General features: G+C 36.6%; 23 protein-coding genes. 6 read left to right on the top strand and 17 right to left on the bottom strand.

Annotated features, from left to right (window positions below; translation table 11 throughout):
• Positions 1-183 precede the first annotated feature (183 nt).
• A complete protein-coding gene (locus G0028_RS06610) occupies positions 184-738 on the top strand; it encodes a cytochrome b (RefSeq protein WP_130072773.1) in 555 nt (184 codons plus the stop codon).
• 99 nt (positions 739-837) lie between these two features.
• On the opposite strand, the gene G0028_RS06605 is transcribed toward G0028_RS06610, so the two are convergent.
• From G0028_RS06605 to G0028_RS06545, 13 genes are all read right to left on the bottom strand, one after another.
• On the bottom strand, positions 838-1191 hold the full coding sequence (locus G0028_RS06605) for a hypothetical protein (RefSeq protein WP_180044765.1): 354 nt from the start codon (positions 1189-1191) through the stop codon (positions 838-840).
• A gap of 69 nt (positions 1192-1260) precedes the next feature.
• Positions 1261-2262 (bottom strand): adenosine deaminase, encoded by a 1002-nt coding sequence (locus G0028_RS06600; RefSeq protein WP_174492970.1) that lies wholly within the window; start codon positions 2260-2262, stop codon positions 1261-1263.
• 93 nt (positions 2263-2355) lie between these two features.
• Positions 2356-3675, bottom strand: a complete 1320-nt coding sequence (locus tag G0028_RS06595) for an NCS2 family permease (RefSeq protein ID WP_130072776.1) — start codon at positions 3673-3675, stop codon at positions 2356-2358.
• Positions 3676-3963: 288 nt separating this feature from the next.
• The gene (locus G0028_RS06590) at positions 3964-4131 is read right to left on the bottom strand and encodes a hypothetical protein (RefSeq protein WP_165353033.1); all 168 of its coding nucleotides are present in this window, start codon (positions 4129-4131) and stop codon (positions 3964-3966) included.
• A gap of 382 nt (positions 4132-4513) precedes the next feature.
• Entirely contained in the window at positions 4514-4957 is a 444-nt protein-coding gene (locus G0028_RS06585) for a 2-amino-4-hydroxy-6-hydroxymethyldihydropteridine diphosphokinase (protein ID WP_130072777.1), read from the bottom strand.
• On the bottom strand, positions 4914-5294 hold the full coding sequence (gene folB / locus G0028_RS06580) for a dihydroneopterin aldolase (protein ID WP_130072778.1): 381 nt from the start codon (positions 5292-5294) through the stop codon (positions 4914-4916). Before folB ends, G0028_RS06585 begins: the two co-directional genes overlap by 44 nt.
• A gap of 120 nt (positions 5295-5414) precedes the next feature.
• The gene (locus tag G0028_RS06575) at positions 5415-6713 is read right to left on the bottom strand and encodes an ABC1 kinase family protein (RefSeq protein ID WP_130073041.1); all 1299 of its coding nucleotides are present in this window, start codon (positions 6711-6713) and stop codon (positions 5415-5417) included.
• Positions 6714-6764: 51 nt separating this feature from the next.
• The gene (locus G0028_RS06570; protein WP_180044917.1) at positions 6765-7511 is read right to left on the bottom strand and encodes a HesA/MoeB/ThiF family protein; all 747 of its coding nucleotides are present in this window, start codon (positions 7509-7511) and stop codon (positions 6765-6767) included.
• A 489-nt stretch (positions 7512-8000) separates the two neighbouring features.
• Positions 8001-9647 carry an AMP-binding protein gene (locus G0028_RS06565; RefSeq protein ID WP_180044766.1) on the bottom strand — a complete coding sequence of 549 codons (1647 nt, stop codon included), beginning with the start codon at positions 9645-9647 and terminating at the stop codon, positions 8001-8003.
• A gap of 283 nt (positions 9648-9930) precedes the next feature.
• The gene (locus tag G0028_RS06560) at positions 9931-10497 is read right to left on the bottom strand and encodes a LemA family protein (protein ID WP_130072780.1); all 567 of its coding nucleotides are present in this window, start codon (positions 10495-10497) and stop codon (positions 9931-9933) included.
• A gap of 17 nt (positions 10498-10514) precedes the next feature.
• Positions 10515-11540, bottom strand: a complete 1026-nt coding sequence (locus G0028_RS06555; protein ID WP_180044767.1) for a hypothetical protein — start codon at positions 11538-11540, stop codon at positions 10515-10517.
• Positions 11541-11775: 235 nt separating this feature from the next.
• Positions 11776-13158 carry an amino acid permease gene (locus tag G0028_RS06550; RefSeq protein WP_180044768.1) on the bottom strand — a complete coding sequence of 461 codons (1383 nt, stop codon included), beginning with the start codon at positions 13156-13158 and terminating at the stop codon, positions 11776-11778.
• 170 nt (positions 13159-13328) lie between these two features.
• Positions 13329-15050, bottom strand: coding sequence for an alpha-keto acid decarboxylase family protein (locus G0028_RS06545; RefSeq protein WP_180044769.1), 1722 nt, complete (start codon positions 15048-15050; stop codon positions 13329-13331).
• A 130-nt stretch (positions 15051-15180) separates the two neighbouring features.
• On the opposite strand from G0028_RS06545, the gene G0028_RS06540 reads away from it, so the two are divergent.
• Positions 15181-15648 (top strand): Lrp/AsnC family transcriptional regulator, encoded by a 468-nt coding sequence (locus G0028_RS06540; RefSeq protein ID WP_130072784.1) that lies wholly within the window; start codon positions 15181-15183, stop codon positions 15646-15648.
• Positions 15649-15735: 87 nt separating this feature from the next.
• Here G0028_RS06540 and G0028_RS06535 read toward each other — a convergent pair whose 3' ends face one another.
• Both G0028_RS06535 and G0028_RS06530 read right to left on the bottom strand, forming a co-directional pair.
• On the bottom strand, positions 15736-17268 hold the full coding sequence (locus G0028_RS06535; RefSeq protein WP_130072785.1) for a pyridoxal phosphate-dependent decarboxylase family protein: 1533 nt from the start codon (positions 17266-17268) through the stop codon (positions 15736-15738).
• Between the two features lie 3 nt (positions 17269-17271).
• A complete protein-coding gene (locus G0028_RS06530; protein ID WP_130072786.1) occupies positions 17272-18645 on the bottom strand; it encodes a diaminobutyrate--2-oxoglutarate transaminase in 1374 nt (457 codons plus the stop codon).
• A gap of 465 nt (positions 18646-19110) precedes the next feature.
• On the opposite strand from G0028_RS06530, the gene G0028_RS06525 reads away from it, so the two are divergent.
• The 3 genes from G0028_RS06525 to G0028_RS06515 all read left to right on the top strand — a co-directional run bounded on the left by G0028_RS06525 (position 19111) and on the right by G0028_RS06515 (position 21510).
• On the top strand, positions 19111-19815 hold the full coding sequence (locus tag G0028_RS06525) for an SIMPL domain-containing protein (RefSeq protein ID WP_174492977.1): 705 nt from the start codon (positions 19111-19113) through the stop codon (positions 19813-19815).
• 195 nt (positions 19816-20010) lie between these two features.
• Complete coding sequence (locus G0028_RS06520; RefSeq protein ID WP_174492978.1) at positions 20011-20607, top strand: phosphatase PAP2 family protein; 597 nt, start codon at positions 20011-20013, stop codon at positions 20605-20607.
• A 123-nt stretch (positions 20608-20730) separates the two neighbouring features.
• Positions 20731-21510, top strand: coding sequence for a sulfite exporter TauE/SafE family protein (locus G0028_RS06515; RefSeq protein WP_180044770.1), 780 nt, complete (start codon positions 20731-20733; stop codon positions 21508-21510).
• Positions 21511-21640: 130 nt separating this feature from the next.
• Here G0028_RS06515 and G0028_RS06510 read toward each other — a convergent pair whose 3' ends face one another.
• Both G0028_RS06510 and G0028_RS06505 read right to left on the bottom strand, forming a co-directional pair.
• Positions 21641-22735, bottom strand: coding sequence for a fatty acid desaturase family protein (locus G0028_RS06510; RefSeq protein ID WP_130072790.1), 1095 nt, complete (start codon positions 22733-22735; stop codon positions 21641-21643).
• A gap of 12 nt (positions 22736-22747) precedes the next feature.
• Positions 22748-23815, bottom strand: a complete 1068-nt coding sequence (locus tag G0028_RS06505) for a ferredoxin reductase (protein WP_180044771.1) — start codon at positions 23813-23815, stop codon at positions 22748-22750.
• A 141-nt stretch (positions 23816-23956) separates the two neighbouring features.
• Between G0028_RS06505 and fabR the strand changes: the two genes are divergently transcribed.
• Positions 23957-24652, top strand: a complete 696-nt coding sequence (gene fabR / locus G0028_RS06500) for an HTH-type transcriptional repressor FabR (RefSeq protein WP_130072792.1) — start codon at positions 23957-23959, stop codon at positions 24650-24652.
• Positions 24653-24744 lie beyond the last annotated feature (92 nt).

The raw sequence follows: 24744 nt of genomic DNA, 5'->3' as shown, positions 1-24744 counted from the left end.
AGAGTTTAAACCTGTAATTTTCTATAAAAATGTAATTTGCTAAAATTTGTACTATTTTCAAGCATTTTATATTCACTTTAGCTGAGCGTTGCAAATACAAAACAATTCGTTGAATTTTTAATAGTGATCTTGTATTGAAAAATAAATATGATGCTTCTAAATAGATCTATGGAACATGGTTCAATGCCACAACAATCAAAATATTACACAAGAACAGCCCAATGCCTACATTGGATTATGGCAATTATTTTCATTAGTGCTTGGTTCATTGGTTTTTATAGTGGTAATTTTTTAAGCTATGAAACTGATGGTAGCTTTAAAGGGGATGTGATTACTTTACATAAAAATATTGCGTCAACGATTCTTTTCTTAGTGGTTATTCGTATCTTTTGGCGTTATACGCACCCTGCACCTGCACTACCCAATACCATGTCACCTGCAATGAAAACATTCGCACATTTAGGGCATTTGGCTCTTTATTTTATGTTGTTGGCTCTTCCTATTACAGGTTGTTTATTTAGTTGGAGCGCAGGACATCCTGTGCCTGTTTTATATTTATTTGAAATCCCAAGATTAGTTCAGGACAACCCCGACTTAATGGACATTGTAAAACCATTGCATATTTATCTTTCATGGGCAGCGGGTTTACTCTTAGTTGGGCATATTGCCGCAGCGTTAAAACATCATTTTATTGATAAAGATAATGTATTACGCAGTATGACACGTCAAAGTGACTAAGCTAGATAAAGCACAATTTGTTTAAAACATCAAAGCACATCATTAGATGTGCTTTTTAGTGCAAAAAATAATGAAATTATACAGTTACATCTACAATTATTATTTAAAAATCTCAGCAGCACATCCTTTCAAACTATTCACCACTGCTTTTTCAATCAATTTATTTTTTGCAGATTCATTCACTGAAGCAACCCATAACTCCTTAGTGCCCACATTATTTAAAGCATTTTCGCTGACACAGCCACAAATTTTATGCTGCGCATTGCTTTGTTGTGTCGTGCTCCAAAATAATGATGATGTCTGCCAAACTTTTGAGTTTTTGAGTTCAGTTGCACATTGTTGCTCAATTAATGGCTTTAACATTTTTTGTGTCACTGATTTAGAATCCGAATCGGCACATCCCACCGTAATTGGTACAATCATTAATAATGTTAAAGCGGTAAAAATTTTCACATTCAATTCCTCATAAAAAAGCAGTGTAAATACACTGCTTTCTTGTTAATGCTTAGGATAAACCGAGTTTTATACCAATGCATCGATTTGATTGTTCCATTTTTGCTTTTCTGCATCAGAAATAAATGATGCTGCAAAAGAATTTTGTGCAAGCTGTTTCAGCTCTGTATGACTTAAATCTAGCGCATCTGCAATCGCAAAGAAATTATCATTCATATACCCACCAAAATAAGATGGATCATCTGAATTGACCGTCACATGCACGCCCTGCTGTAATAAACGCTGAATATTATGCTGTGCCATATCATTCACAACACATAACTTTAAATTACTCAGTGGGCAAACAGTCAAAGGCATTTTTTCTGCAATGAGGCGTTGCATAAGCTGAGGATCTTCTTCAGAACGTACACCGTGATCGATGCGATTCACTTTGAGTAAATCCAAAGCTTGCCACACATAATCCGCAGGACCTTCTTCACCTGCATGGGCTACAATCAAAAAGCCTGCTTCACGTGCTTTAGCAAAGACACGCTCAAACTTAGACGGTGGATGCCCCACTTCACTTGAATCCAACCCGACACCGATAATTTGCTCTTTATAAGGCATAGCTTGTTCTAAAGTTGCAAATGCCGCCTCTTCACTTAAATGTCGTAAAAAACACATAATTAAATGTGAACTAATATTTAATTTTTCACGTGCATCATCACAAGCACGTTGCAAACCATTGATCACGGTTGCAAATGCTATACCACGATCAGTATGAGTCTGTGGATCAAAGAAGATTTCTGTATGTACAACATTGTCTTGTGCACATTTTTCAAAATATGCCCAAGCCAAATCATAAAAATCTTGTTCATGAATCAGAACAGCCGCACCCGCATAATAAATATCTAGAAAAGACTGTAAATTATGAAAATTATAGGCTTGTTTCACTTCCTCAACGGATTTATAAGGAATGTCGATGTGATTACGCTGAGCAATCGCAAACATGAGTTCTGGCTCAAACGTTCCTTCAATATGCACATGTAATTCTGCCTTTGGCAAAGCACGTATGAGTTCATTTCTATTCATGTTTTATCCTCAAATTTCACAATAAGATTTACATTTATTTCAAAATAAAAAAGGGTGCAAACTGAGTTTACACCCTTTTCTGAATACCGAAAATTAGCCGCCAAATGCAACGAACTTAATCACCCAAAGTACAGCAATAATCCATACCATATATGGAACAGTTGCAGCTTTACCTGTGAATAATTTCACCAATGCATAACTAATAAAGCCCATCGCAATACCATCTGCAATCGAATAGGTAAATGGCATAAATACAATAGTTAAAAATGCAGGAACAGCTTCAGTAATGTCATCCCATTCAATATTGGTGATTCCTTGAATCATCAACACACCAACGAATAACAATGCTGGTGCAGTGGCAAAACCAGGAACTGACTGTGCCAAAGGTGCTAAGAATAAACAGGCAATAAATAGCAAGCCTACGACAACTGCCGTTAAACCTGTACGTCCACCTGCTGCCACACCTGCGGAAGATTCGATATAAGGTGTAGTTGATGAAGTACCAAGTGCAGCACCCGCAACAATAGCTGTCGAATCGGCAAATAAGGCTTTTTTCAAACGAGGTAATTTACCATCTTTGAGTAAACCAGCACGATGTGAAACACCAACCAACGTCCCTGTAGAGTCAAATAGATCCACCAAGAAAAATACAAAAATGACGCCAATCAAACTCGCAGTAAACAGACCTTCAAAATCCATTTGCATAAACGTTGGCGCAATCGATGGAATCGAACCAACTATACCTTTAAACTCGTTATAACCCAATACCGTAGATAATGCTGTAATCACTAAAATACTGATGATGATCGCACCGCGTACTTTAAAATGGTGCATAATCACGACAAGGAAAAAGCCAAATAATGCCAACAATACAGTCGGTTGCTTTAAATCGCCCAAACCTACAAGCGTCGCTTGATTATCAACAATAATGCCTGCATTTTTGAGCGCAACCAATGCAAGGAACAAACCAATCCCACCACCGATGGCAAACTTCAACGACATCGGAATCGCATTGACAATCGCTTCACGAATTTTGAACATGCTGATCGCAATAAAAATGAGACCTGACATAAACACTGCTGCTAAAGCTGTTTGCCAAGGCACGCCCATACCGATACAGACTGAATAAGTAAAGTACGCATTTAGCCCCATGCCGGGTGCAAGTGCGATAGGATAATTTGCCACGATTCCCATCACTAAACAACCAATTGCAGCAGCTAAGCAGGTTGCGACAAATACAGCCCCATGGTCCATCCCCGTTTCAGAGAGAATTAAGGGATTCACAATGATGATGTAACACATGGTCAAAAATGTAGTTACACCAGCAAGAATTTCAGTTCTAAACGTAGTTTTGTTCTCACTGAGTTTGAATAAGCGTTCAAGCAAACCCGCAGAAGGATTTGGAGTCGTCATTGGTGAGCCCCTATAAAAATTGAGCTATGTGTTGATAAGGTTTTGTGCATAAATCGAAATGTTCTCAAAAAACTAAGAAATACATTCAATTTACATACCAAAAAGATAGAAATAATAAAGATTTTTTGAACTAAAAAAGCTGCAAAAAATGCAGCCTTTTATCCATTTTCAAGCTCACTTCAGTGCTCGCCTGTTCTTTATCTAAAATACGGTTGGCAAATTATACCATATTGTTTATTTATTTTTTAAAAATCGCCAACCATACACCATAATTTGAAGATTACTTTGTTAACGCATATTATTATGGGGATTATTTTCTACCGTTAAAATAGTTTTATTGGCTTCTTGAATTAATTTAAGCATATTTTGCTCTTTACGCTTATTTGTATCGATATATGTCCAATATCCGACTGCAAAAATGGTCGTAATGAAAAATAATGCGGCAATCTTGAACATAAGCTTCTTAGTTATAGTGAATTTCATCTATTTTAACACCAAAATTGTGACAATGTTTGCATTTTTTAAAATTTTCTAAAGAATCTTGTTAGATCTACAAATCAATCTCAAAGCAATAAACTTTAAGCTACTGATCTGATTTCATCCAACATCTTCCTCTAGTTATAAAAGCGGTCTATGAAAAATATATTTACACGCGAATTATTCAAGATATAAAGTATAAAAACAAATCAGACAATAACAAAAAAAATCATTCAAACAATAATTTAGTTATACCAAAATAAAAAATTGTGCTAAAAACGGGACATTACATTTTAATTTTTCTTAATAAAATGGTGAATCTAGCAATTGCGAATAGCGATTTACCGAGATATACAAAAAATCAAACTTCAGAATGAAGATACACTTGCGGATATTGATGAATTGCATGATTAAAAATAGGATTTTCCCAAATATTGCGCATGGGTATTTTTACATCTAAAGCTAACGGTAATTTTTTGGGGTTAAATTGCATTTCACTTAAGTCTTTGCCCCATGCAATCAAATCAATATCTAAAGAAATTTGGTGTGAAGGTCTGACTCGCCCTGAGTCCTGTTCCATTTTTTTTAAAATCTTCTGTATTTCATCTAAAGATAAGGTACTTTTTAATAAACAAGCTGCATTCCAATATTCTGCACCAACACCATCACGACAAGGAATAACGTAAATATTGGAAAAGATCACCTCGCCCAAAGTTGAAATTTGAGCAAAAGTATTTTGAAAATAGTGCTTAGGTTGATGATTACTGGCGAGTGCTAGGGCGAAAATCATTTCGGTGGCGTTCAAGACGAATTCCTACAGAATTTGCTTGCGGGATAATGGCAGGCTTACGAACCACAATGATAATAGATTCGATTGCAGAAAAGGTAGTAAAAAGTGCATTCAACACTAATTTTGCGGCATGTTCGATTAATTTTGGGGCAGCCTCTTGAATAACATGCGCTGAAATTTCACAAATCTCTGCATAATTCAGCGTATCCACTAACTCATCTGACTCTGCTGCTTGTTGTAAAGATGTATGTATCGTCAAATCTAGCATCAAAGGTTGAATAATCTGTCGCTCCCAATTAAAACAGCCGACAACTGTATCAACTTTCAAACCTTCAATAATAATTGCATCCATGACACTCAAATTCTCTATTTCAATTTTAAAAAATATCTCCTTTAAAAAAGGAGATATTTAAGGGAATTTTCTAATAAAAAACTCCCTTATCACTTCCATTTTAAAAGAAGGAACACTCAATCACTGCTTCAATAAAGTTGCAGGATCTAGATGTTGTACCATTTGCAAACGTTGATCTGCATAAATATCAGTATATGGCGCAAGAACACGCATAAAACGATCAAAATACAACATTTGCTTAAATAATAAAGCAAAATCACGTGGGAAACGAATGCCATGGCGCTCACCGACTGCCACCATATCCAACATAATGTCATTGAGGTCAGACGGATTTGAGGTCATGATTTGCTGCGGATCTGCCAATAATACACCACTAAATAAACGCTCCAAATCATCGGCAAGCACTTTAGTGTCAATTTGTTGATCTGTCATGCCCATTTTCAGCATATTTTCAGCCATTAAAATATAGTCAGTACGTTGTAAAGCATCCATAAATGCCATACATGCTGTCCATACTTGTGGGTTTAACTGACCTACAATGCCAAAATCAATAAAACCTATACGACCATCTTCAAGTAACATCAGGTTACCTGCATGCAAATCGGCATGGAAACTTTCACACATCATTAAACTACCAAACCATGTATTCATTGCGGTAATTAATACTTGTGATGGGTCTTTTGCCACTTTTTTAACAACTTCAAAGTCAGTCAGTGGCACACCATATAAACGCTGCATGGTTAAGACACGGCGTGTTGAATATTGGTGATAAACTTTTGGTGCAGTTGCGGCCTGATTTTGTGAAACATTTAAATAATTCACAAAATCATCTAAGTTTTTGGCCTCTTCAATAAAATCAACCTCACGTACCATACGTGTTTTGATTTCATCCACAATGTCCGCCAATGAAGCAAATTTTACTTTAGGCACCGCTTTTTCAAGCAGTTTCGTTGCCCAATGCAGTACATTTAAATCGGTATAAAGAATGGTTTCTACACCTGGTTTTTGTACTTTAATGACAACATCTTCGCCACTGACCAGTTTTGCTGCGTGTACTTGAGCAATAGAGGCTGAAGCTAAAGGCTTTTCTTCAATAGAAGCAAAAATCTCAGTCAAATCACGACCCGCAAACTCTTCAGCTAACACAGTTTTCACATAGCTAAAAGGTAAATAAGGCGTTTGATCTAGACAGCCTTGAAACTCTTCCACATATTCACGTGGAAATAATGAAGGTGTACTCGCAACAAATTGTCCGAGTTTAATATAGGTTGAGCCTAAAGACTCGAAAGTCTCTCGCATCAATTTTGCATGACTTGGTTTTTCAGTGGCATATTTAATGCCCGCTTTTGCTGCAATCACTGCCGTTTCACCGACACGGGCAACGGAGCGCAGTCCATCTAAGAAAATTTTGTTTTTCATCATGTCTAAGTACAAGCAAAGAATAAGAATAATGGGATTGAGTTTAACAAATTAAATGACATTTGCAGTATGGCTTGCCTGACAGTTTGCACAATCTTGATCTTTTTCAAAGCTTAAAATTCGTTGTTTCATTGTTAAGCCATCCCAAAGTAAGAGTTTTTGTTTCAATGCCATCCGATTTAAACCCAAATATAAAAGTGCATGATGTGCTTGCAAACTTGCCATTACATTCGGTGTCGTTGCCAGAACACCTGTATCAGCACAACGTAAGCTTTCATTGGCATGTTGTTCTTTGGGAAATAGACATTCATAACATGCCGAATGCTCTGCCACCATAAACAATTGCCCTTGGAAACCAATCGCAGACGCACTAATCAAAGTAATATTATGCTGAGTACATATTTGATTCACCAAATAGCGAGTTTCAAAGTTATCACAACCATCTAATACTAAATCTTGAGTATGAATGAGTTGCTCAGCATTTTTTGATGTGAGTTTTTCTGTAATACTTTCAACCTGTATAAAAGGGTTAATTTGTTGCAGTCGTTTCGCCAAAATTTCGGCTTTATAAAAACCAATATCTTGCTGACTATACGCAATTTGTCGTTGTAAATTACTCATTTCTATTGTATCTGCATCAATCAGGGTAATTTTCCCTACACCTGCACGTGCAAGTAATTCAGCAGTGGTACAACCAATTCCGCCACATCCCACAATAAGCACATTGGCAAGTTTTAATTTTTCCTGCGCTTCAATATCCCAACCATCAAGCAGTATTTGACGTGAATAAAGATGCATTTCTGCATCACTGAGTTCCAAATCTAGCGCAAGTTCTGTTACCACTGGAATATCCTTTTCAGATGAATCTTGATCAGTTGAGGTATTATTATAGTTGATCTACTGTGATTAGGAGATTTAACTTTCAGCACTCATTAAATTAAATTTAAATTATTGAAATTTGACAATATTTTTAAATAATGTAGAATAATTTCTTAAGCAGCCTAATTTATTCAAATCAGCTTCATTCGCTCAATGAATTTAGGTCATTTTTATCTTTTTATAAAAGGAGTAAATGGCAAATGTTTAAAGCGTTTAAACAATTATTTTGTAAACATCACTTCGTTCAATATGAGATGCAACATTTACATATTGCTGAATGTGTCAAATGTGGTGTGCAATTTCCGCATTAAATGGTCAACCTGTAAAAACCGTTTTACGACTTGAATCAAAGGGTAGATTCAGAAATCAAAGCACCCATTTCGGGTGCTTAGAGAAATTCTGAAACACTTAAACGGCTTGTTGCATCATCTGTAACTTTGCAATTTCTTGTTGTTTCAATAAATTACGCTGAATTTTTCCACTCGATGTTTTTGGTAAACGCTCTACAAACTCGATCTCACGTGGATATGAATGCTTAGATAAACGAGAACGCACATAATCTTGTAATTGAATGGCTAACGCAGCCGATGCCGCAACTTGAGGTTTTAAAACCACAAAGGCTTTGACAATTTCAGTACGCTCTACATCAGGTTTACCAATGACTGCTGACTCTAATACTTCTACACATTCTAAAAGTGTACTTTCAACATCAAAAGGACCTACACGATAGCCTGATGTTGTAATCACATCATCAGCACGACCCACAAAATCAATCCCACCTAATTCATTGAGTTTGACCGTATCGCCTGTTAAATAATAATGCCCAACAAATGATTTACGGTTATTACCGCCATAACCTTTAAACCATGTTAGAGGAGATTGTGAAAAGTCGATTGCCAATGTTCCAATGCCACCACGTTCGACTTCTTCATGATTTTGATTGAGTACAGCAAAACGATGCCCAGGATTTGCAAAACCTGCTGAACCGATCTTGATTGGATGCTGCAAAGCATGATGATTACCAATCACCATTCCCAATTCAGTTTGCCCATACTGATCAAAAATATTGACCTTTAAATCTTGATTAAACCAATGAATCACTTCAGGTGTTAAGGGTTCACCTGCACTACTGACCACACGCAAATGCGTTTGAATTGAAGCATCAAATTTTTCTTTAAAGCCAAAGAACATACGAAAAGCGGTTGGTGAACCTGTTAAATTACTGACTTTGTATTTTTTGATTATTTCTAAGGCATTATCTACACTAAATGCACGTTCATCCATAATGATGCTATGCCCTAATGCCAATGGACCTGTAATACCATAATACAAACCATATGCCCAACCAGGGTCAGCTAAATTCCAAAACGAATCTTCTTCAGTTAATCCAACTGCATGCAACATATATTCTTTAAATGCCAAAACTGCCTTTAAAGGAACAGGAACAGATTTTGCCAAACCTGTCGTTCCTGAGGTAAACATCATTAAAAAATCATCATCAAAACCAAGTTGCACAGCTTCAAATGCTGCATCTTGTTGCCCCACTTCTTGCCAAAAATCTGGGTCAATTCTTTTCTCATGTTGATCTGTATAAACCGTTAAAATTTGTGCAACTTCAATATGATTTAATTTACTTCGTTGCTCTGAATTGGTCACAACCAATTGAGTATTGGCAGTATCAAGGCGATGCTCTATCGCTTTCGACTCAAAAGCAGTAAATAAAGGCTGATAAATTGCCCCCATTCGCCATGTTGCCAAAATAGTGATTAATAACTCAGGCGTACGCGGCAATAAACCTGCAATACAATCCCCAGTTTGAATCCCCACATGCTGAAAGTAATTGGCTAATTTTCCTGAAGCTTCCGCAAGTTGCTCAAACGTCCATTGTTCAGATCTACCATCTTTCGCTTGCCAAATCAGCGCAACTTTATCTGAGCCAACATAACGTTCACAGCATTCTATGTACGCATTCAGTGCTTGTGGTGTACCCACTAAACTTTTTGAAATCAATGCTTCATAATCAAAATCTTGATGCGCTTGCTCTAATGTCTTCATGACAATATCCTTTTAATCCTTGTACAAACATCATAATTTTTATGACATTTTTCGCATATTTTTATTTTGAAAGCTCATTCATTGAGCATTTCTAAAGATAGGAATAGATAATCATGAATATAAATATTGAACAATTTCCAAACACCGCAAAGATCATGCAGTTTTTGGATATTTAACAATAAACTCGATTTTATTATTTTTTACAAAAATGTGAGTTAATCAATTCTTCATCCATAAGCGATTACTCACATCAACCATAGGCTAAAACGGTGTGTTTTAAATTTTAAAAATTTGGTCGATAATCAAAATTTTTCAACAAAATTGGATCTGAAAATGGACGTATTGCCTTTTTTGATAAGGTCAGTGTATTAATTAAATTGTTGGGAAAAACTTGAATTGTATTGTTAAATGCTTCAACATTTCGATTAAAAATCGTAATGGCTGCGCCCACATTTTCATTCTGCTCTTGAATCTCGCCCATCATTTTTAGATAAATCTGATCTGCTTTGAGTTCAGGATAATTTTCTACCACGACATTTAAATTTTTTATCAAATCTTGACTGAGCTTTTCAATATGTTGCAATTGGGAAACATCTGTATGATTCAAATTGAGATGTAAAATTTGTTGACGTAATTCAGTGACTTTTTCTAAAGTCGATTTTTCGAACTCAGTATATTTTGTCAAAACTTGTTCTAGATTGCCTAAAATTTTGGCTTTTTGTACTTCAAAATTTGCCACTTCAGCCCAAGCTCGTTTGGTCGCATTAAAATAACGAACAATATTATTACGGATAGCAATTCCCCAAATAAACATAAGGACAAAAATTGCAATAAAAATAAACCAGCCCATATTGTTTTCCTTATTGATTATGAAATTAAGTTTAGCATGTGTTGCTGAAAGCGTTCATATTCAGGCATACGCAAAGTACGTAAATGTCCTCTTAATTGCGAAACATCTCGAATTTTTTCGATATTTTGACGATGTTGCAACAAATTTTGATCCCCCATATAGCACAGCATATCTTCTTCAAAATGAAATACAACTTCACCTGAATAATCTTGAAAAAAATCACTCAATTTTAAAGTCATCATTGGGCTAATATGACGTGCAAGTTGATTCTGATCATGTCCAAAGATGTTTAGATTTTCATTCACTAAAATATCACTGGTTGACCATTTTTGTGTATAGGGTTCAAAAAATGCGTGACGCTGATTACTTGCAGCAAAGCCCAAACGGGGTGTAGCAAATACAAAAGCGCCCCACTGATCTTTACGTATCCCTTGCGTTTTATTCTGATCTTTATTGAACTGACTCATTGGCAATTCATTGATGTAATAATAATGAAACAATAAGACTGGATATTTTTTATGTTCAAATTCCCATGTTGTAGCAATGTATTGAATAATTTCATTTATCGCATTTCCTTTTGAAAATAAAGGAAAAGATTGCTTTAATTTACTCATAACCAAAAGCGAGTTGCTACTTTGCGGCAAAAAAGATGGTACACGATTGAACTGTAAATCATATTTTAACATCAACATGCGTTTTTCTAAAAACTGTATTACTTCTTCAATCGGTGAACGAGGTTCATAAATTAAATAAGCAAAAAATAAACACAACATAGCGACCAAGAAAGTCAAAGCAAAGGGAATATAAACATCAATCATCCAACCAAAAATCAGAATAAAAACACCTAAAACTATGAATAAATGGGCAATAAAATTGTGGAAATATAAATCTTTACACTCTCCCCACGGGTGTAAAGCATCTAAAATCTCTTGGGGATCGCGTGCTTTTTCACCAATATTCCATAAACGAGCAACATTACGCATCACCTGCTGATTTTTTTGCGTGGTTAAATGTAGCCAGGTTTCAACGGTCTTTATTGGCATAAATACTTTAAATTTAAATGATTAAAACAAGTGTTTAACAATATCACGATGCATGATCGCTTTAAAATAAAAAATAAAATCATCAATAAATGATCAATACCTTTTTAAAATACATAAGCATAAAAAACCGAGCGAATAAATTCACTCGGTTTTTCTAAACGGTTCAACCTATTGCGAAGGATGATTCTATAAAACAATCTCGGTTAAATATCAACCACAAAGCGATAACTTTTATTTAGCGAGAAATACCGACTTCAGGCATGATTGCGGCTTTCTTGCGGTATTTCGCCATATACATAAAGCCTAAAAATACCAACCACACAGGAATCATCACCACTGCTATGCGCATATCTGGTGTAAAGCTCATCACAATCAAAATAAAGAATACAAAAGCAATCGTGAGATAATTTGACCACGGTGCGAACAAACTGTTAAATGCAGTCTGCTCACTTGTACTTAACATCACTTTTCTAAATTTTAAATGTGTAATCGAAATCATTAACCAGTTAATCACTAATGCAGAGACCACCAACATCATTAAAAGCTCAAACGCTTTGCTTGGCATGATGTAATTGATCAAAACACAAAGTGCTGTCACAGCCGATGACAATAGAACAGCATTCACAGGAATGCCACGTTTATTTACTTTCTTAAGAAATTTAGGTGCATTCCCCTGTTCCGCCAAACCATGTAACATTCGTGTATTACAATAAATACAACTGTTATAAACTGAGATCGCGGCAATCAACACCACAAAATTTAAAACATTGGCCACGCCACCACTATTTAAAGATTGGAAAATTAATACAAATGGGCTGCCACCTTGTGCAACCTGATTCCATGGATATAGACAAAGTAAAATCCCAATTGCACCCACATAAAAAATCAGGACACGATATACAATTTGATTAACTGCTTTCGGAATGGTTTTCTGAGGATTTTTGGTTTCTGCCGCCGTGATTCCAATCAACTCAAGCCCACCAAAAGCAAACATAATCATTGCCATTGCCATGATAAAACCATGTGCACCATTGGGGAAAAAACCACCAAATTGCCAAAGATTACTCACGCTTGCCTGTGGACCTGCCTGTCCACTTAATAATAAATAAGCACCAAAACCAATCATGCTTAAAATCGCTATGATTTTAATCATTGAAAATAAAAATTCAGATTCACCAAAAAACTTCACATCAATGAGGTTAATCCCATTGATCAAAATAAAAAAGAACAGTGCTGTTAACCATGTTGGAATTTCGGGCCACCAAAAATGTATAAATGTACCAATCGCAGAAAGCTCTGCCATACTGACCAAAACATACAGCACCCAATAATTCCAACCTGACATAAAGCCAGCCATTTTACCTAAATATTTATTGGCAAAATAACTAAAAGAACCACTGACAGGCTCATGTACGACCATTTCACCGAGTTGTCGCATGATCAAAAATGCAATCACACCCGCCAAAGCATAACCTAATAATACTGAAGGTCCTGCAAGCTTAATGGTTTGAGAAAGTCCAAGAAATAAACCTGTTCCGATTGCACCACCAAGTGCAATCAATTGAATATGACGATTGGAAAGCTCTTTTTTTAGCGTATTTTTTTCCTGAATTTCCATATTAACTCCTGTGTTGTCATATCCGTGACAACTTTTTTAGAAGAAATGATCTTTAACAGCTCATACCTTAAAGATCACAGTTTGATTAGCATCACATTTTAGAAATAACTTGAATTGGAAAATAAAAAAGAAGAGGAAATGTAGCACTGCTACTACATTTCCTCTTTGCGTCAAAACGAAATCACATCCTGACATTTCACATATGGTTCAGACATTTTTAGTTTTTGGTAAGCATGATCACCATAATCATAACGAGCTACAACATCGGCAAATTTTTGTAGGCTAAGTGGCGCATCCATCGCGGGGAGTTTTAATTCAATAAATGATAAATGCTGATGATCATTAATTTTTTCTAAGGCTTGCTCAAGCTCTAAGACTGTTTCCACGGTACATGTTTCATAGGTATTTTTCCCATTAAATACATGAACCATTTCGGTATATTTCCAGTTTTGAATGTCGTTATAAGCTGCCTTTTCTCCTAAGATCAAACGCTCAATGGTATAACCGCCATTATTAATGACAAAAATAATCGGCTTAAGATCATGTCGAATAATCGTTGAAAGTTCTTGCATGGTCAGTTGTATAGAACCATCACCAATAAATAAAACATGACGACGTTTTGGTGCTGCTTTCATTGCCCCTAATAATGCGGGTAAGGTATAACCAATCGAACCCCAGATTGGCTGAGCAATGTATTTTGCTGTTTTCGGCAATCTAATGCCTGATAGAGCAGAATTTGAAGTACCGACTTCACCAATGATTACATCATTTTCTTTTAAAAATGCACCAATATATTTCCACAAAATATCATGTGAAAGCTTTCGTGAAGCTTGAATGCTTTGTGGCACAAAAGGCGTTGCCTCTAATACAGGTTTGAGAACTTTTCGAGTCGGTAAAGCATGACAGAGTGCAGTCAATAATTCAGATAATTCAATTGCAGGAAAATTTTGACCAAAAATATTTAAATCATACTGCTTAATATCTACAAACGTTTTGGGGTTAATTTGATGGCTAAAATAACCAGAACCCACATCTGTAAATCGTGCACCAATTGCAATTAAACAATCTGAATTTTCAACCAATTGGCGGACGATTGGCTGACTTGCTGCGCCTACATATACACCTGCGAACAATTGCGAGGATTCATCAACAATATTTTTCGCCGTGCTTAAACACACATAAGGAATTGCATATTGGTTTGCTAATTTTTCCACAAGCTGCGTCACTTGGAAGATTTGCGCTTCATTATCAATCAAAAGCACTGGACTTTTTGCATGCACAATTGCATTCGCCAGTGTTTCAATTGCATTTTCAAGTAATTCAGGATCACTTTTTGGCATAACAAAATTTAAAGGCTGCTCTTCCACCTGTATTTTGACATGCGTAATGTCTGATGGAAGTTGAATGTGCACAGGTCGTTTTTCGATAAAACATTGTTGCAATACACGGTCTATTTCTTTGGCTGCATTTGCAGGTGTTAGACGGGTCTGCGCCACTGTAAACTCTCGCATACAGTTCATGATATTGTCATAATTACCATCAACCAAGGTATGGTGTAAAAGTGCACCATTTTTTACTGCATGCAAAGGTGGAATCCCGGAGATATGAACCACCGCAACATTTTCAGTATAAGCACCTGCAATCCCATTGATCGCACTTAAGTCTCCTACACCATATGTGGTTGCAAGCGCAGAAAAACCGTTGATTCGTGCATAACCATCAGCAGCATAAGCGGCATTGAGCTCGTTGCAATTACCAACAAAATCAAGCTGTTTCTCTTCTTCAATCTGCTCTAAATAAGATAAATTAAAATCACCAGGTACACCAAAAACATGTTTAATTCCAAGCTCTTGTAAACGTTTATTCAGGTACTTACCAATTTCTATTAACATATTCACTTTCCTTTACATTATTATTCCCTTTATAAAAATAATATTGCATTTTATTTTTATATTTCATGCATAATAGAAACAGATTTTTTGCAATATGCATGATCTGTGTATCATAAAAGGATTTTATGCAATGGATAAGTTTGATTGGCAAATCATACAAGCATTACAACGCAATGGACGTTTAACCAATCAAGAAATTGGCGACACGATTGGATTATCAGCTTCACAATGTTCTAGACGTCGACAGATCTTAGAACAAAAAGGCATTATTTTAGGTTATAGCGCCCGAATTCTTCCACAAGCACTCGGAATAAACGTTATGGCAATGGTTCATGTTAATTTAAGTACGCATGGTGCTGTATCAAAACAGGCTTTTCAAGATTTAATTGAATGTGAAGATCAAATTCAGGAGGCTTTTTCTTTAAGTGGAGATGCAGACTATATGCTCAAGGTTGTTGCTGAAAATTTGGAACAACTTTCACATTTTGTCACAGAGCGTTTGTTGTCTTGTGACTTTATTGGACACATAAAGTCTTACATTGTTTTAAAAAATTTTAAAGAAAAGAATCAGATCATGATGAAATCTAAATTTACTTAATGAGAAATACACGAGTTAATCAAACTTTTATTTTCAAATCAAAAAACCCAGTGCTAAAACTGGGTTTTTCTTTGATAAATACAATGATTAATCAATTGCAGGCGTATAACTACCATCCGCAATAGCATCTTTAATACGATCAGCTTCTGCAAGCACTAAAGCAAGTAAATTCTGTACGTTTTCTAAAGTTGCCACTGGACTTAAAGTGGTCATTTTCAATGATTGAACATTGCCCACTTTGGTCACACCAATATTGGCTTCACCACGTGCAAACAATTCATCTGCCACGTTTTGATTCAGAGAGTCCAATAATTCCACAGGATAACCTTCAGGAATCACACGGAACAACACAGACGCAAATTGTGGATCGACCAACATTTCTAGACCGTCTGTTGCATTGATATAATCCGCAACTTCACGTGTAAGTTTCACACCGTGATCGATCATTGAACCATAAAGCTCTTCACCCAAGTTCTCAATCGTCATCCACAATTTCAATGCATCAAAACGACGAGTTGTTTGTAATGATTTAGACACTAAGTTTGGAACACCATGCTCTTCATCATAAGCAGAGTTTAAATACTCAGCTTCGTAGTGCATGAAACGATAGTTCGCTTCATCTTTTAACAAGAATGCACCACATGAAATGCTTTGGAAATAATGCTTATGGAAATCCAATGTGATCGAATCTGACAATTCAATACCATCTAACATTGAACGGTAGTCATTTGAAAGAATCAACGCACCACCCCATGCCGCATCGATATGCATCCACGCGCCATATTTGGTAGTAATTTCACGAATTTGTTTCAGTGGATCAATGGCACCCGCATCGGTTGTGCCCGCAGTTGCCACCACACATGCCACGATTTTGCCTTCAGCTTGCAAATGCGCCATGGTTTTTTCCAGTGCATCCACATCCATCTGAGCATTTTCATTGACAGGAACTGTCACGACTGATTGGAAACCCATGCCCATCATTGCCATGTTCTTTTGCACAGAGAAATGCGCATTTTCAGAACAAATGACTTTGACATTACGCATTGCTTCATTTGGCACGCCATCGCGCTGAACCGACCACGGATTACCGTTTTCGTCTTTCCAGTTTTTTGCGATACACCAGTCACGAGCAAGTAGTACGCCCATCAAGTTAGATTGTGTACCACCAGAAGTGAACACGCCTGCTTGACCTGCACCATAACCCACTTTTTGACGTAACCAATCGATCAATTGAACTTCCATCAAAGAACCCGCAGGGCTTTGATCCCATGAGTCCATCGACTGGTTCGTTGCATTAATCAACACTTCAGCGATTTGACTGGTCACCATGGTTGGGCAATGCAAATGTGCTAAAGAATGTGGGTGATGTACTTTTAAGCTTTTGTTTAAGAATAACTCAACCATACGCTCAAGCGATTGGTGAAGACCTAAACCTTCTTTAGATGGGTTAAAAGAAATCGCTTGGCGAAGTTCTTTAATGCTACCACCTGTATACATTTTGTCGTTTTGCAACCATGCTGCGACCGCTTTGGTCGCCTCACCCATTGCTGACTCATAGTCAGCAATAGATTGAGCATCATTGCAGAGTAACGCTTTACGATGTTCTGCAAAATCTACCATAAATTACGCGCCTCGAACTGCAACAAGGGCTTCTGCAACAGCTTTCTTAAAGCGTGCAATAGCTTCTTCACATTCTTCTTGAGTGATGATCAATGGGCAAAGCAGACGAATCACTGTGCCGCTACGACCACCTTTTTCAAGCAATAATTTATTGTTGAAACAAGCAGTTTGGATTGCAGCAGCCAATTGCGAATCTGCAGGAAGAGAACCCATGTGATCCGCTTGCTTACGTTCATCTACGATTTCAATACCGATCATTAAACCACGACCACGAACATTACCAATACATGGGAATTCTTGCGCTAATTTTTTCAATTCAGCTTGTAAGAAATCACCACGTTCTTGTGCGTTTTGAGCAAGATTTTGTTCTTTAATGGTTTTAATGGTTGCAAGACCAGTACCCATAGCAAGTTGGTTACCACGGAAAGTACCCGTGTGACCTGCAGGTTGCCAAGCATCAAACTTACGTTTAATTCCTAATACAGCCAATGGTAGGCTACCACCCACTGCTTTCGACATCACAACGACATCAGGTTCGATACCCGCATGCTCAAAGGCAAACATTTTACCTGAACGCGCAAAGCCCGCTTGAACTTCGTCTAAAATCAATACGATGTTGTGACGCTCTGTCACTTCACGGATTTTTTGCAACCATTTTACAGGTGCAGTCACCACACCACCTTCACCTTGAATTGCTTCAAGAATTACAGCAGCTGGTTTAGTTACACCACTTTCGACATCTTCAATGAAGTTTTCGAAGTAATACGTTAAGGCATCTACACCTGCTTCACCGCCAATGCCTAATGGGCAACGGTATTCATGCGGATATGGCATAAATTGTACGCCTGGCATTAAGCCATTGACCGCATTTTTAGCAGATAAGTTACCTGTCATCGCCAATGCACCGTGGGTCATCCCGTGGTAACCACCAGAAAAACTGATGACTGTGCTACGACCTGTATAGGTTTTCGCTAATTTAATTGCTGCTTCTGTACCATCTGCACCAGATGGACCACAGAACTGTAAGCAATATTCTTCTTGACCACCTGGAAGCTGTTCAAGAAGTGCTTCAGTAAAAGCATCTTTTAAAGGCGTTGTTAAATCTAAAGTATGCAGAGGAAGACCACTTGCTAAAGTGTCCTGAATACTTTTAATCACCGCAGGATGATTATGGCCTAAAGCCAATGTTCCTGCCCCAGCTAAACAATCGAGGTACTTTGTACCTTCAACATCGGTAACCCAACAACCATGTGCTTCCGCTATCGCTAACGGTAATTTACGTGGATAACTACGAACATTCGATTCCATCTGACTTTGGCGAGTCAAGTAGTATTCGTTTGTGGAAGTGGCAGCAGGATTTACAGAAGTAACGCTCATATCGAATTACCATCTCTGATATGGGTTGAAAGAAATAAGTCGGGTGACTTGCGGTCCTTTGACTCGGTGCTTTATAGAATCTAGTTAGAGCGATTTTGAATATTCATAACTAGGAGCGCGATAATACAGTTTTTTTCAAGAAAATAAATATCTTTTATGTACTTATCGCCTATTCGTTTATCGAAAAAAACGCTCATTAACATCTATACTATAATTATCATCATACTCTGTGACAAAGCAAAGAAAAGTCGATGATTTGCTCGTTTTTAATTTCTACAATATTTTAATCTATTTATTTTTTACAAAACATAAATAACACACTAATTTATATCATATTTTAATTTATTATTTGTTGCAAACTTGGTATAAATTATTACAAATGCACCACAAATTATGCAAAAGCTCTCCCTGACTTGTGCTTAATATCAAATAAAGAATTTCAATGAATACTTCTAAGGAAAAACTATGCGTTATTTAGCTTTAACCACTTTACTTTTAGGAACAACACTGAGTACCCTAACTATGGCAGCAGAAAATGACGCATTGAACTATAATGTTGTCAATGTACAAGCAGATGCAACGCGTCAAGTCTCTAATGATGAGATGCATGCTGTCTTATTTATTGAAAAAACCAACAAACAACCTGCTGAATTGTCTGCTCAAATCACACAGCTCATGAACCAAGCCATGAGCATTGCCAAAAAATATCCACAAGTTAAAGTTGAAACAGGCTCTCAAACCACTTACCCAGTCTATGACAATGACAACCAAAAATTAAAAGAATGGCGTGGTCGTGCCGAAGTTCAAATTGAAAGCAAAGACTTTAAAGCCGCGAGCCAGTTGATCAGTGAGTTACAACAAAGCTTCCAAACTCAATCAATTAATTTTACAGTATCTGATGAGCAACGAAAAAAAGTTGAAAATGAACTCATGGTTGAAGCCTCCAAAAACTTTCAGCAACGTGCACAAATTTTGACACAGGCATGGAATAAATCGGCATATAACTTGGTGAGCTTAAATATCAACACCAATAATTCTTATCCTCAGCCGCTCTATGCAGCGCGCGCTAGCATGGCAAAATTTGAAGCAGCCGATGCAGGTGGGCAAAACATGGCTTCTGGTGAATCTAAAATCACTGTCAACGCCAATGGATCTATCCAATTTAAATAAGTCTTCTTATTTTTGAAACACACATACCTTATAAAACAGTAGATCAAGCCATGGTTCTACTGTTTTTTATTCAATAATCGCAAAATACTTCTCAAATTTTGAGTTACATTGTTGGCTTTAGGTGAGCACTATATTTCATTTTAATGACAAGATGCTTACAGTAGCCTACCGTCGCTTTACTTGAACTTTCCTCTAATGTCGATTGAAAATTTAAATTTTGCTATATTTAATCTTTTAAATGCGCCCGAACATGCATCATCCTTTATGGTGCACTATGCGATTTTCATTGCTAATGATTTATTGTATTTAATGATTGTTGTATTTGCCATCCTGTGGTTTCGTGGCGATGAACAAGTCAAAAAACAAATTTTAAAAGCATTCATTTTTACTTGTGTGACGCTGTCAATGAGTCAGTTAATTTCACATTTTTTTTATTCTCCACGACCTTTTGTCATGGAAGTCGGTCAAACCCTCATTCAACATCAACCGACAGGTTCATTTCCAAGTAATCACATGACGATTTTTAGTAGTATCGCCTTTGCTTACTATTTTTCATCACAACGTGAATTGGGTAAATTGCTGATTTTGGTCGCGTGGTTAGTGGCATGGTCTCGTATTTATGTGGGTGTGCATTTTCCACTCGATATGATTGGTGCTTTTTTGTTGGCATTATTGGTCAATTTTTCTGGACTCATGTTATGGCACAAATATAAAGACTTGATTTTAAATCTGGTCTTATCAATTTATTATCGTATTTTTAGACCTTTCATTGATAAAGGGTATATAAAATAAGCATCGCCTTACACATTAGATCAACCAAGTCTCAAATCATGAGACTTGAGTAATTTTATGACTTTCATTGTAAATACTTCTAGCATAAACTCGCAACATCTCCTTTAAATATCAGCGCTGACCATGGAATATCAAACCCTTTTAATGGGTCTCGGCTTTTTCGCATTCTGTGGTGGGCTGATTGATGCAGCAGTAGGTGGTGGTGGTTTAGTCCAATTACCTGCCCTCATGCATGCTTTGCCAAAACACAGTTTAGCCACTGTTTTCGGTACCAATAAAATGATTGCAATGGCAGGTACATTGTCTTCTGCACTTGCTTACTTTAAGAAAGTAACTATCAATTGGAAGTTAATCTTACCGACCATGGTTGCTGCATTTATATTTTCTTTCTTTGGAGCAATATCAGTTTCGCTCATTCCCAAAGAACTCATGCGTTATATCGTGTTCTTTTTGCTGATTGCAATTGCCATTTATACATTTGCCAAAAAAGATCTTGGGCAAGTTCATACCGTTTTACAAGCAGGGAAAAGGGAAATTGCGCTCGGCATTTTGTTTGGTGCATGTATTGGTTTTTATGATGGTATTTTTGGTCCCGGAACAGGCAGTTTTTTATTATTCTTATTTGTCAAAGTCTTTGCTTTTGACTTTTTAAATGCCTCTGCTTCGGCAAAACTCGTCAATGTTGCCACCAATGCAGCCGCAATGTTTTTCTTTATTCCAACAGGTCATGTGATTTGGCTCGCAGCCGTTGTCCTTGCTGTATGTAATATTTTGGGAGCTATTACAGGTACGGCGTTGGCAATGAAATATGGCAGTGGTTTCATTCGTATTTTCTTTTTGATTTTATTGGTCTTTTTAATTGGGCGAATGGGTTATGATCTATTCTCTTTGTCTTTATTTTAATGCTTTTTTCAATCTTCAATGCTCATACTGAGCACAGTCAATTTATCGTCTTAATCATCATGACAACACTCAAACTTATTCCCAATAAAAAAACCGCTCTAAAGCGGTTTTATTTCAAAATGAATGCTGATTATTTTTTAAATGGAAAAGCATATTTGACAATACGTCCAAGTACCTGACCATACTGTTTGAATAAGCTTGCATTGTTATAGTTCAAACCATATTTTTCACATACAGCCTGTACTTTCGGTGCCATTTTACGATAACGACGTGCAGGAATTTCAGGAAATAAATGATGCTCAATTTGATGGCTTAAATGACCCGTCAGAATATGGAATGCTTCTGAACCCGTTAAGTTCGAAGAACCACGAATTTGACGCATATACCAATGTCCACGGCTTTCATTTTGTAATACTGTTTTAGGAAAAACTTCTACATCTTTAGTGAAATGACCACAAAAGATAATACTAAATGTCCAAACGTTACGAATGCCATTTGCAACTAAATTGCCCGTGAACACAGGCAACGCCGCAGGTCCTGCAATTAAAGGAAAAAATACATAATCTTTAAAAAATTGCTTACCTATTTTTTTCTGCGTCGGTTTCCATTCTTCTTTAAATTGTGCCCAAGTTTTACGCTTATAAAAAACTTTACCAATTTCAAGATTTTGGATTGCAACACCCCATTGGAATAACAAACAAAATGGAATGCTGTATAAAGGCTGTAATAAATAGCCTGGTTTCCAACGCTGTTCAGGGAAAAGACGCAATAAACCATAACCAATATCGTCATCCATGCCTTTAATATTGGTATAGGTATGGTGCTTGTAGTTATGGGTTTGACGCCAATTATCAGAAGTACCGACAATATCCCACTCGTAATCAGTACCCTTAAAACGTGGATCATTCATCCAATCATATTGCCCATGCATGACATTATGACCCAGCTCCATGTTTTCCATGATTTTGGCAAAACCAAGTAAACCTGTGCCTAGCAACCATGCTGGTGGGAACCAACCTGCAAAAAGACAAGCGCGCCCTAAAATACTGCTATAGCGAATCGCTGCATAAACCTTTTTAATGTATTTCGCATCTTTTTCGCCAATATCATCAAGAACTTCTTGCTTAATTGCATCAAGTTCACGGGCAAGTTCATCTAACTCAAACTGAGTTAACTCACGGTTTTTAGGATTGGTAAAATATTGAATTTTAACTGGCATATTCATGATAAAACTCGCTTAAATGTCGATAACTAAATCAGTTTGTGCAGTATTTACACAAATTCTAAGTAAATTGTTAGGTTCAGAGTTTTCTTGACCATTGACCATATTTTTGGTTGCACCTTGGGCTTTATTACATGCACACTTATTGCAAATTCCCATACGGCAGCCATGCTGTGGTTTAATGTTTTGTTGTTCTAAACTCACCAAAATAGACTGACCTTTTGGAATCGCCAGCACCTTATTCGACTGAGTTAAAGTCACATTTACAAAGCCTGTTTCATCAGAAATGATCGGCGTAAGGCTAAAGGCTTCACTTTTAAAATCATGTGCAGACTGAAATAAACTTTCCCCAGTGCGGACAAAACCTGATGGACCACAAGCATAAACTGTACTTTGTGTAAGGTCTTTCACCAAATGTAAATATTCAACATTTAAACGTGCATCTTTAGGCGTATCTTGTGTATAAAAAACATCAAATTTAAAGTTTGGATATTGTACTGCCCATTGTTCAAACTGCTGTTTAAATGCAACATCGGCATGTTTTTTTACCCAATACAGCAGATGTACGGTTTGCTCTTTATTTTTTTTGTTTTGAAGCAAATCTTTCACCAAGCTATACATTGGTGTAATGCCGCTTCCCGCAGCCAATAATACAAGTGGCTGGGTTGTGTTTGGCAGTTGCATTTCACCATAAGGCTGACCAAACTCAAGAATATCTCCGACTTTTGCTTGTTCATTCAACCACTGACTAACGATACCTTTTTCAACTTTTTTTACTGTTAATACAACATGTTGTTTATCAAGTTGAGTCAAACTGTAAGTACGCTCATAGCGACGACCATTGATTTCAATCGTGATGGGATGATGTTGCCCTGCTTGCCCATGTTTAAAATTACGATTTACTTGAATGGTCAAACTCACCATATCAACAGCGGTTTGTTCTTTTTGGACAATTTTTCCAAGTGCTTGTTGAATTGACCATAAAGGATTAATTTTTTGTAGCCAGAAGTTGCTTGCATGAATGCCCAATACAACTTCAAATATTGAATTTATAGGAGATTTTTGCTTTTCAATAGCATGCATCAGAGGCGTACCACTCAATAGAATTTAAATTATTATACATATGTATATATATTTGTATATACACTTGTATTGTATCTAGACATTTCATTTATGTAATCGCAACGGCTATAATAGTTAAATAACTTAATTTACTTGATATTTATGAAGCAAAGCTCTGCACTCTCTGAAAATTCTATTTCCGTTCAAGACACAGATTCTGCTCTTGAAAAAGTATCTGTGCGTTCAGTAGGCAGAAAAGCAACCATTACTAAAGAAGAGCTTTTTCAAGCTGCATTAAATTTAATTAGCCCACAAAAAAGTATTTCTTCTTTAAGTTTAAGAGAAGTTGCACGTGAAGCAGGCATTGCACCCAATAGTTTTTATCGACACTTTAAAGATATTGATGAACTTGCAATTGAGTTAATTGACCGTGCAGGCGGTGTCTTACGTCAAATTTTGCATCAAGCACGTTTACAAGCAACCAAAAATGGCAGCATTATTCGAAGTTCTGTTGAAGTATTTATTGAACAACTAGATGCTGACGAAGGAAATTTAAGTCTATTATTACGTGAAGGTTATACAGGTTCAATCCAATATAAACATGCGGTAGATCAACAATTGGCTTTTTTTCAACAAGAGTTACAAGAAGATTTAATTCGCTTAGAAAAACTAAATCGGCATAAACTCATTCATCCTGAGCTTGTCGCTAAAGCCATTACACAATTGGTCTTTAACATGGGAGCAAAAGTATTGGATCTGCCAAATCATGAACGTAAAGAAGTGGCTGAACAAACCATGATTATGATTCGTATGCTGCTAGAAGGTGCGCGTCATATGAATGAAGCAACTATTCCTTAAATCTTAAAATTACCTATGCATAAAAGCTTATTATTTACTAAATAATAAGCTTTTATTTTGTACAACATGAATGACTTTAGTACGAGAGTTTA

This window comes from Acinetobacter piscicola (assembly GCF_015218165.1).
Lineage (GTDB): Bacteria > Pseudomonadota > Gammaproteobacteria > Pseudomonadales > Moraxellaceae > Acinetobacter > Acinetobacter piscicola_A.
Note: the sequence above shows the minus strand (reverse complement) of the source record. Positions and strands in the feature narration are given on the sequence as shown.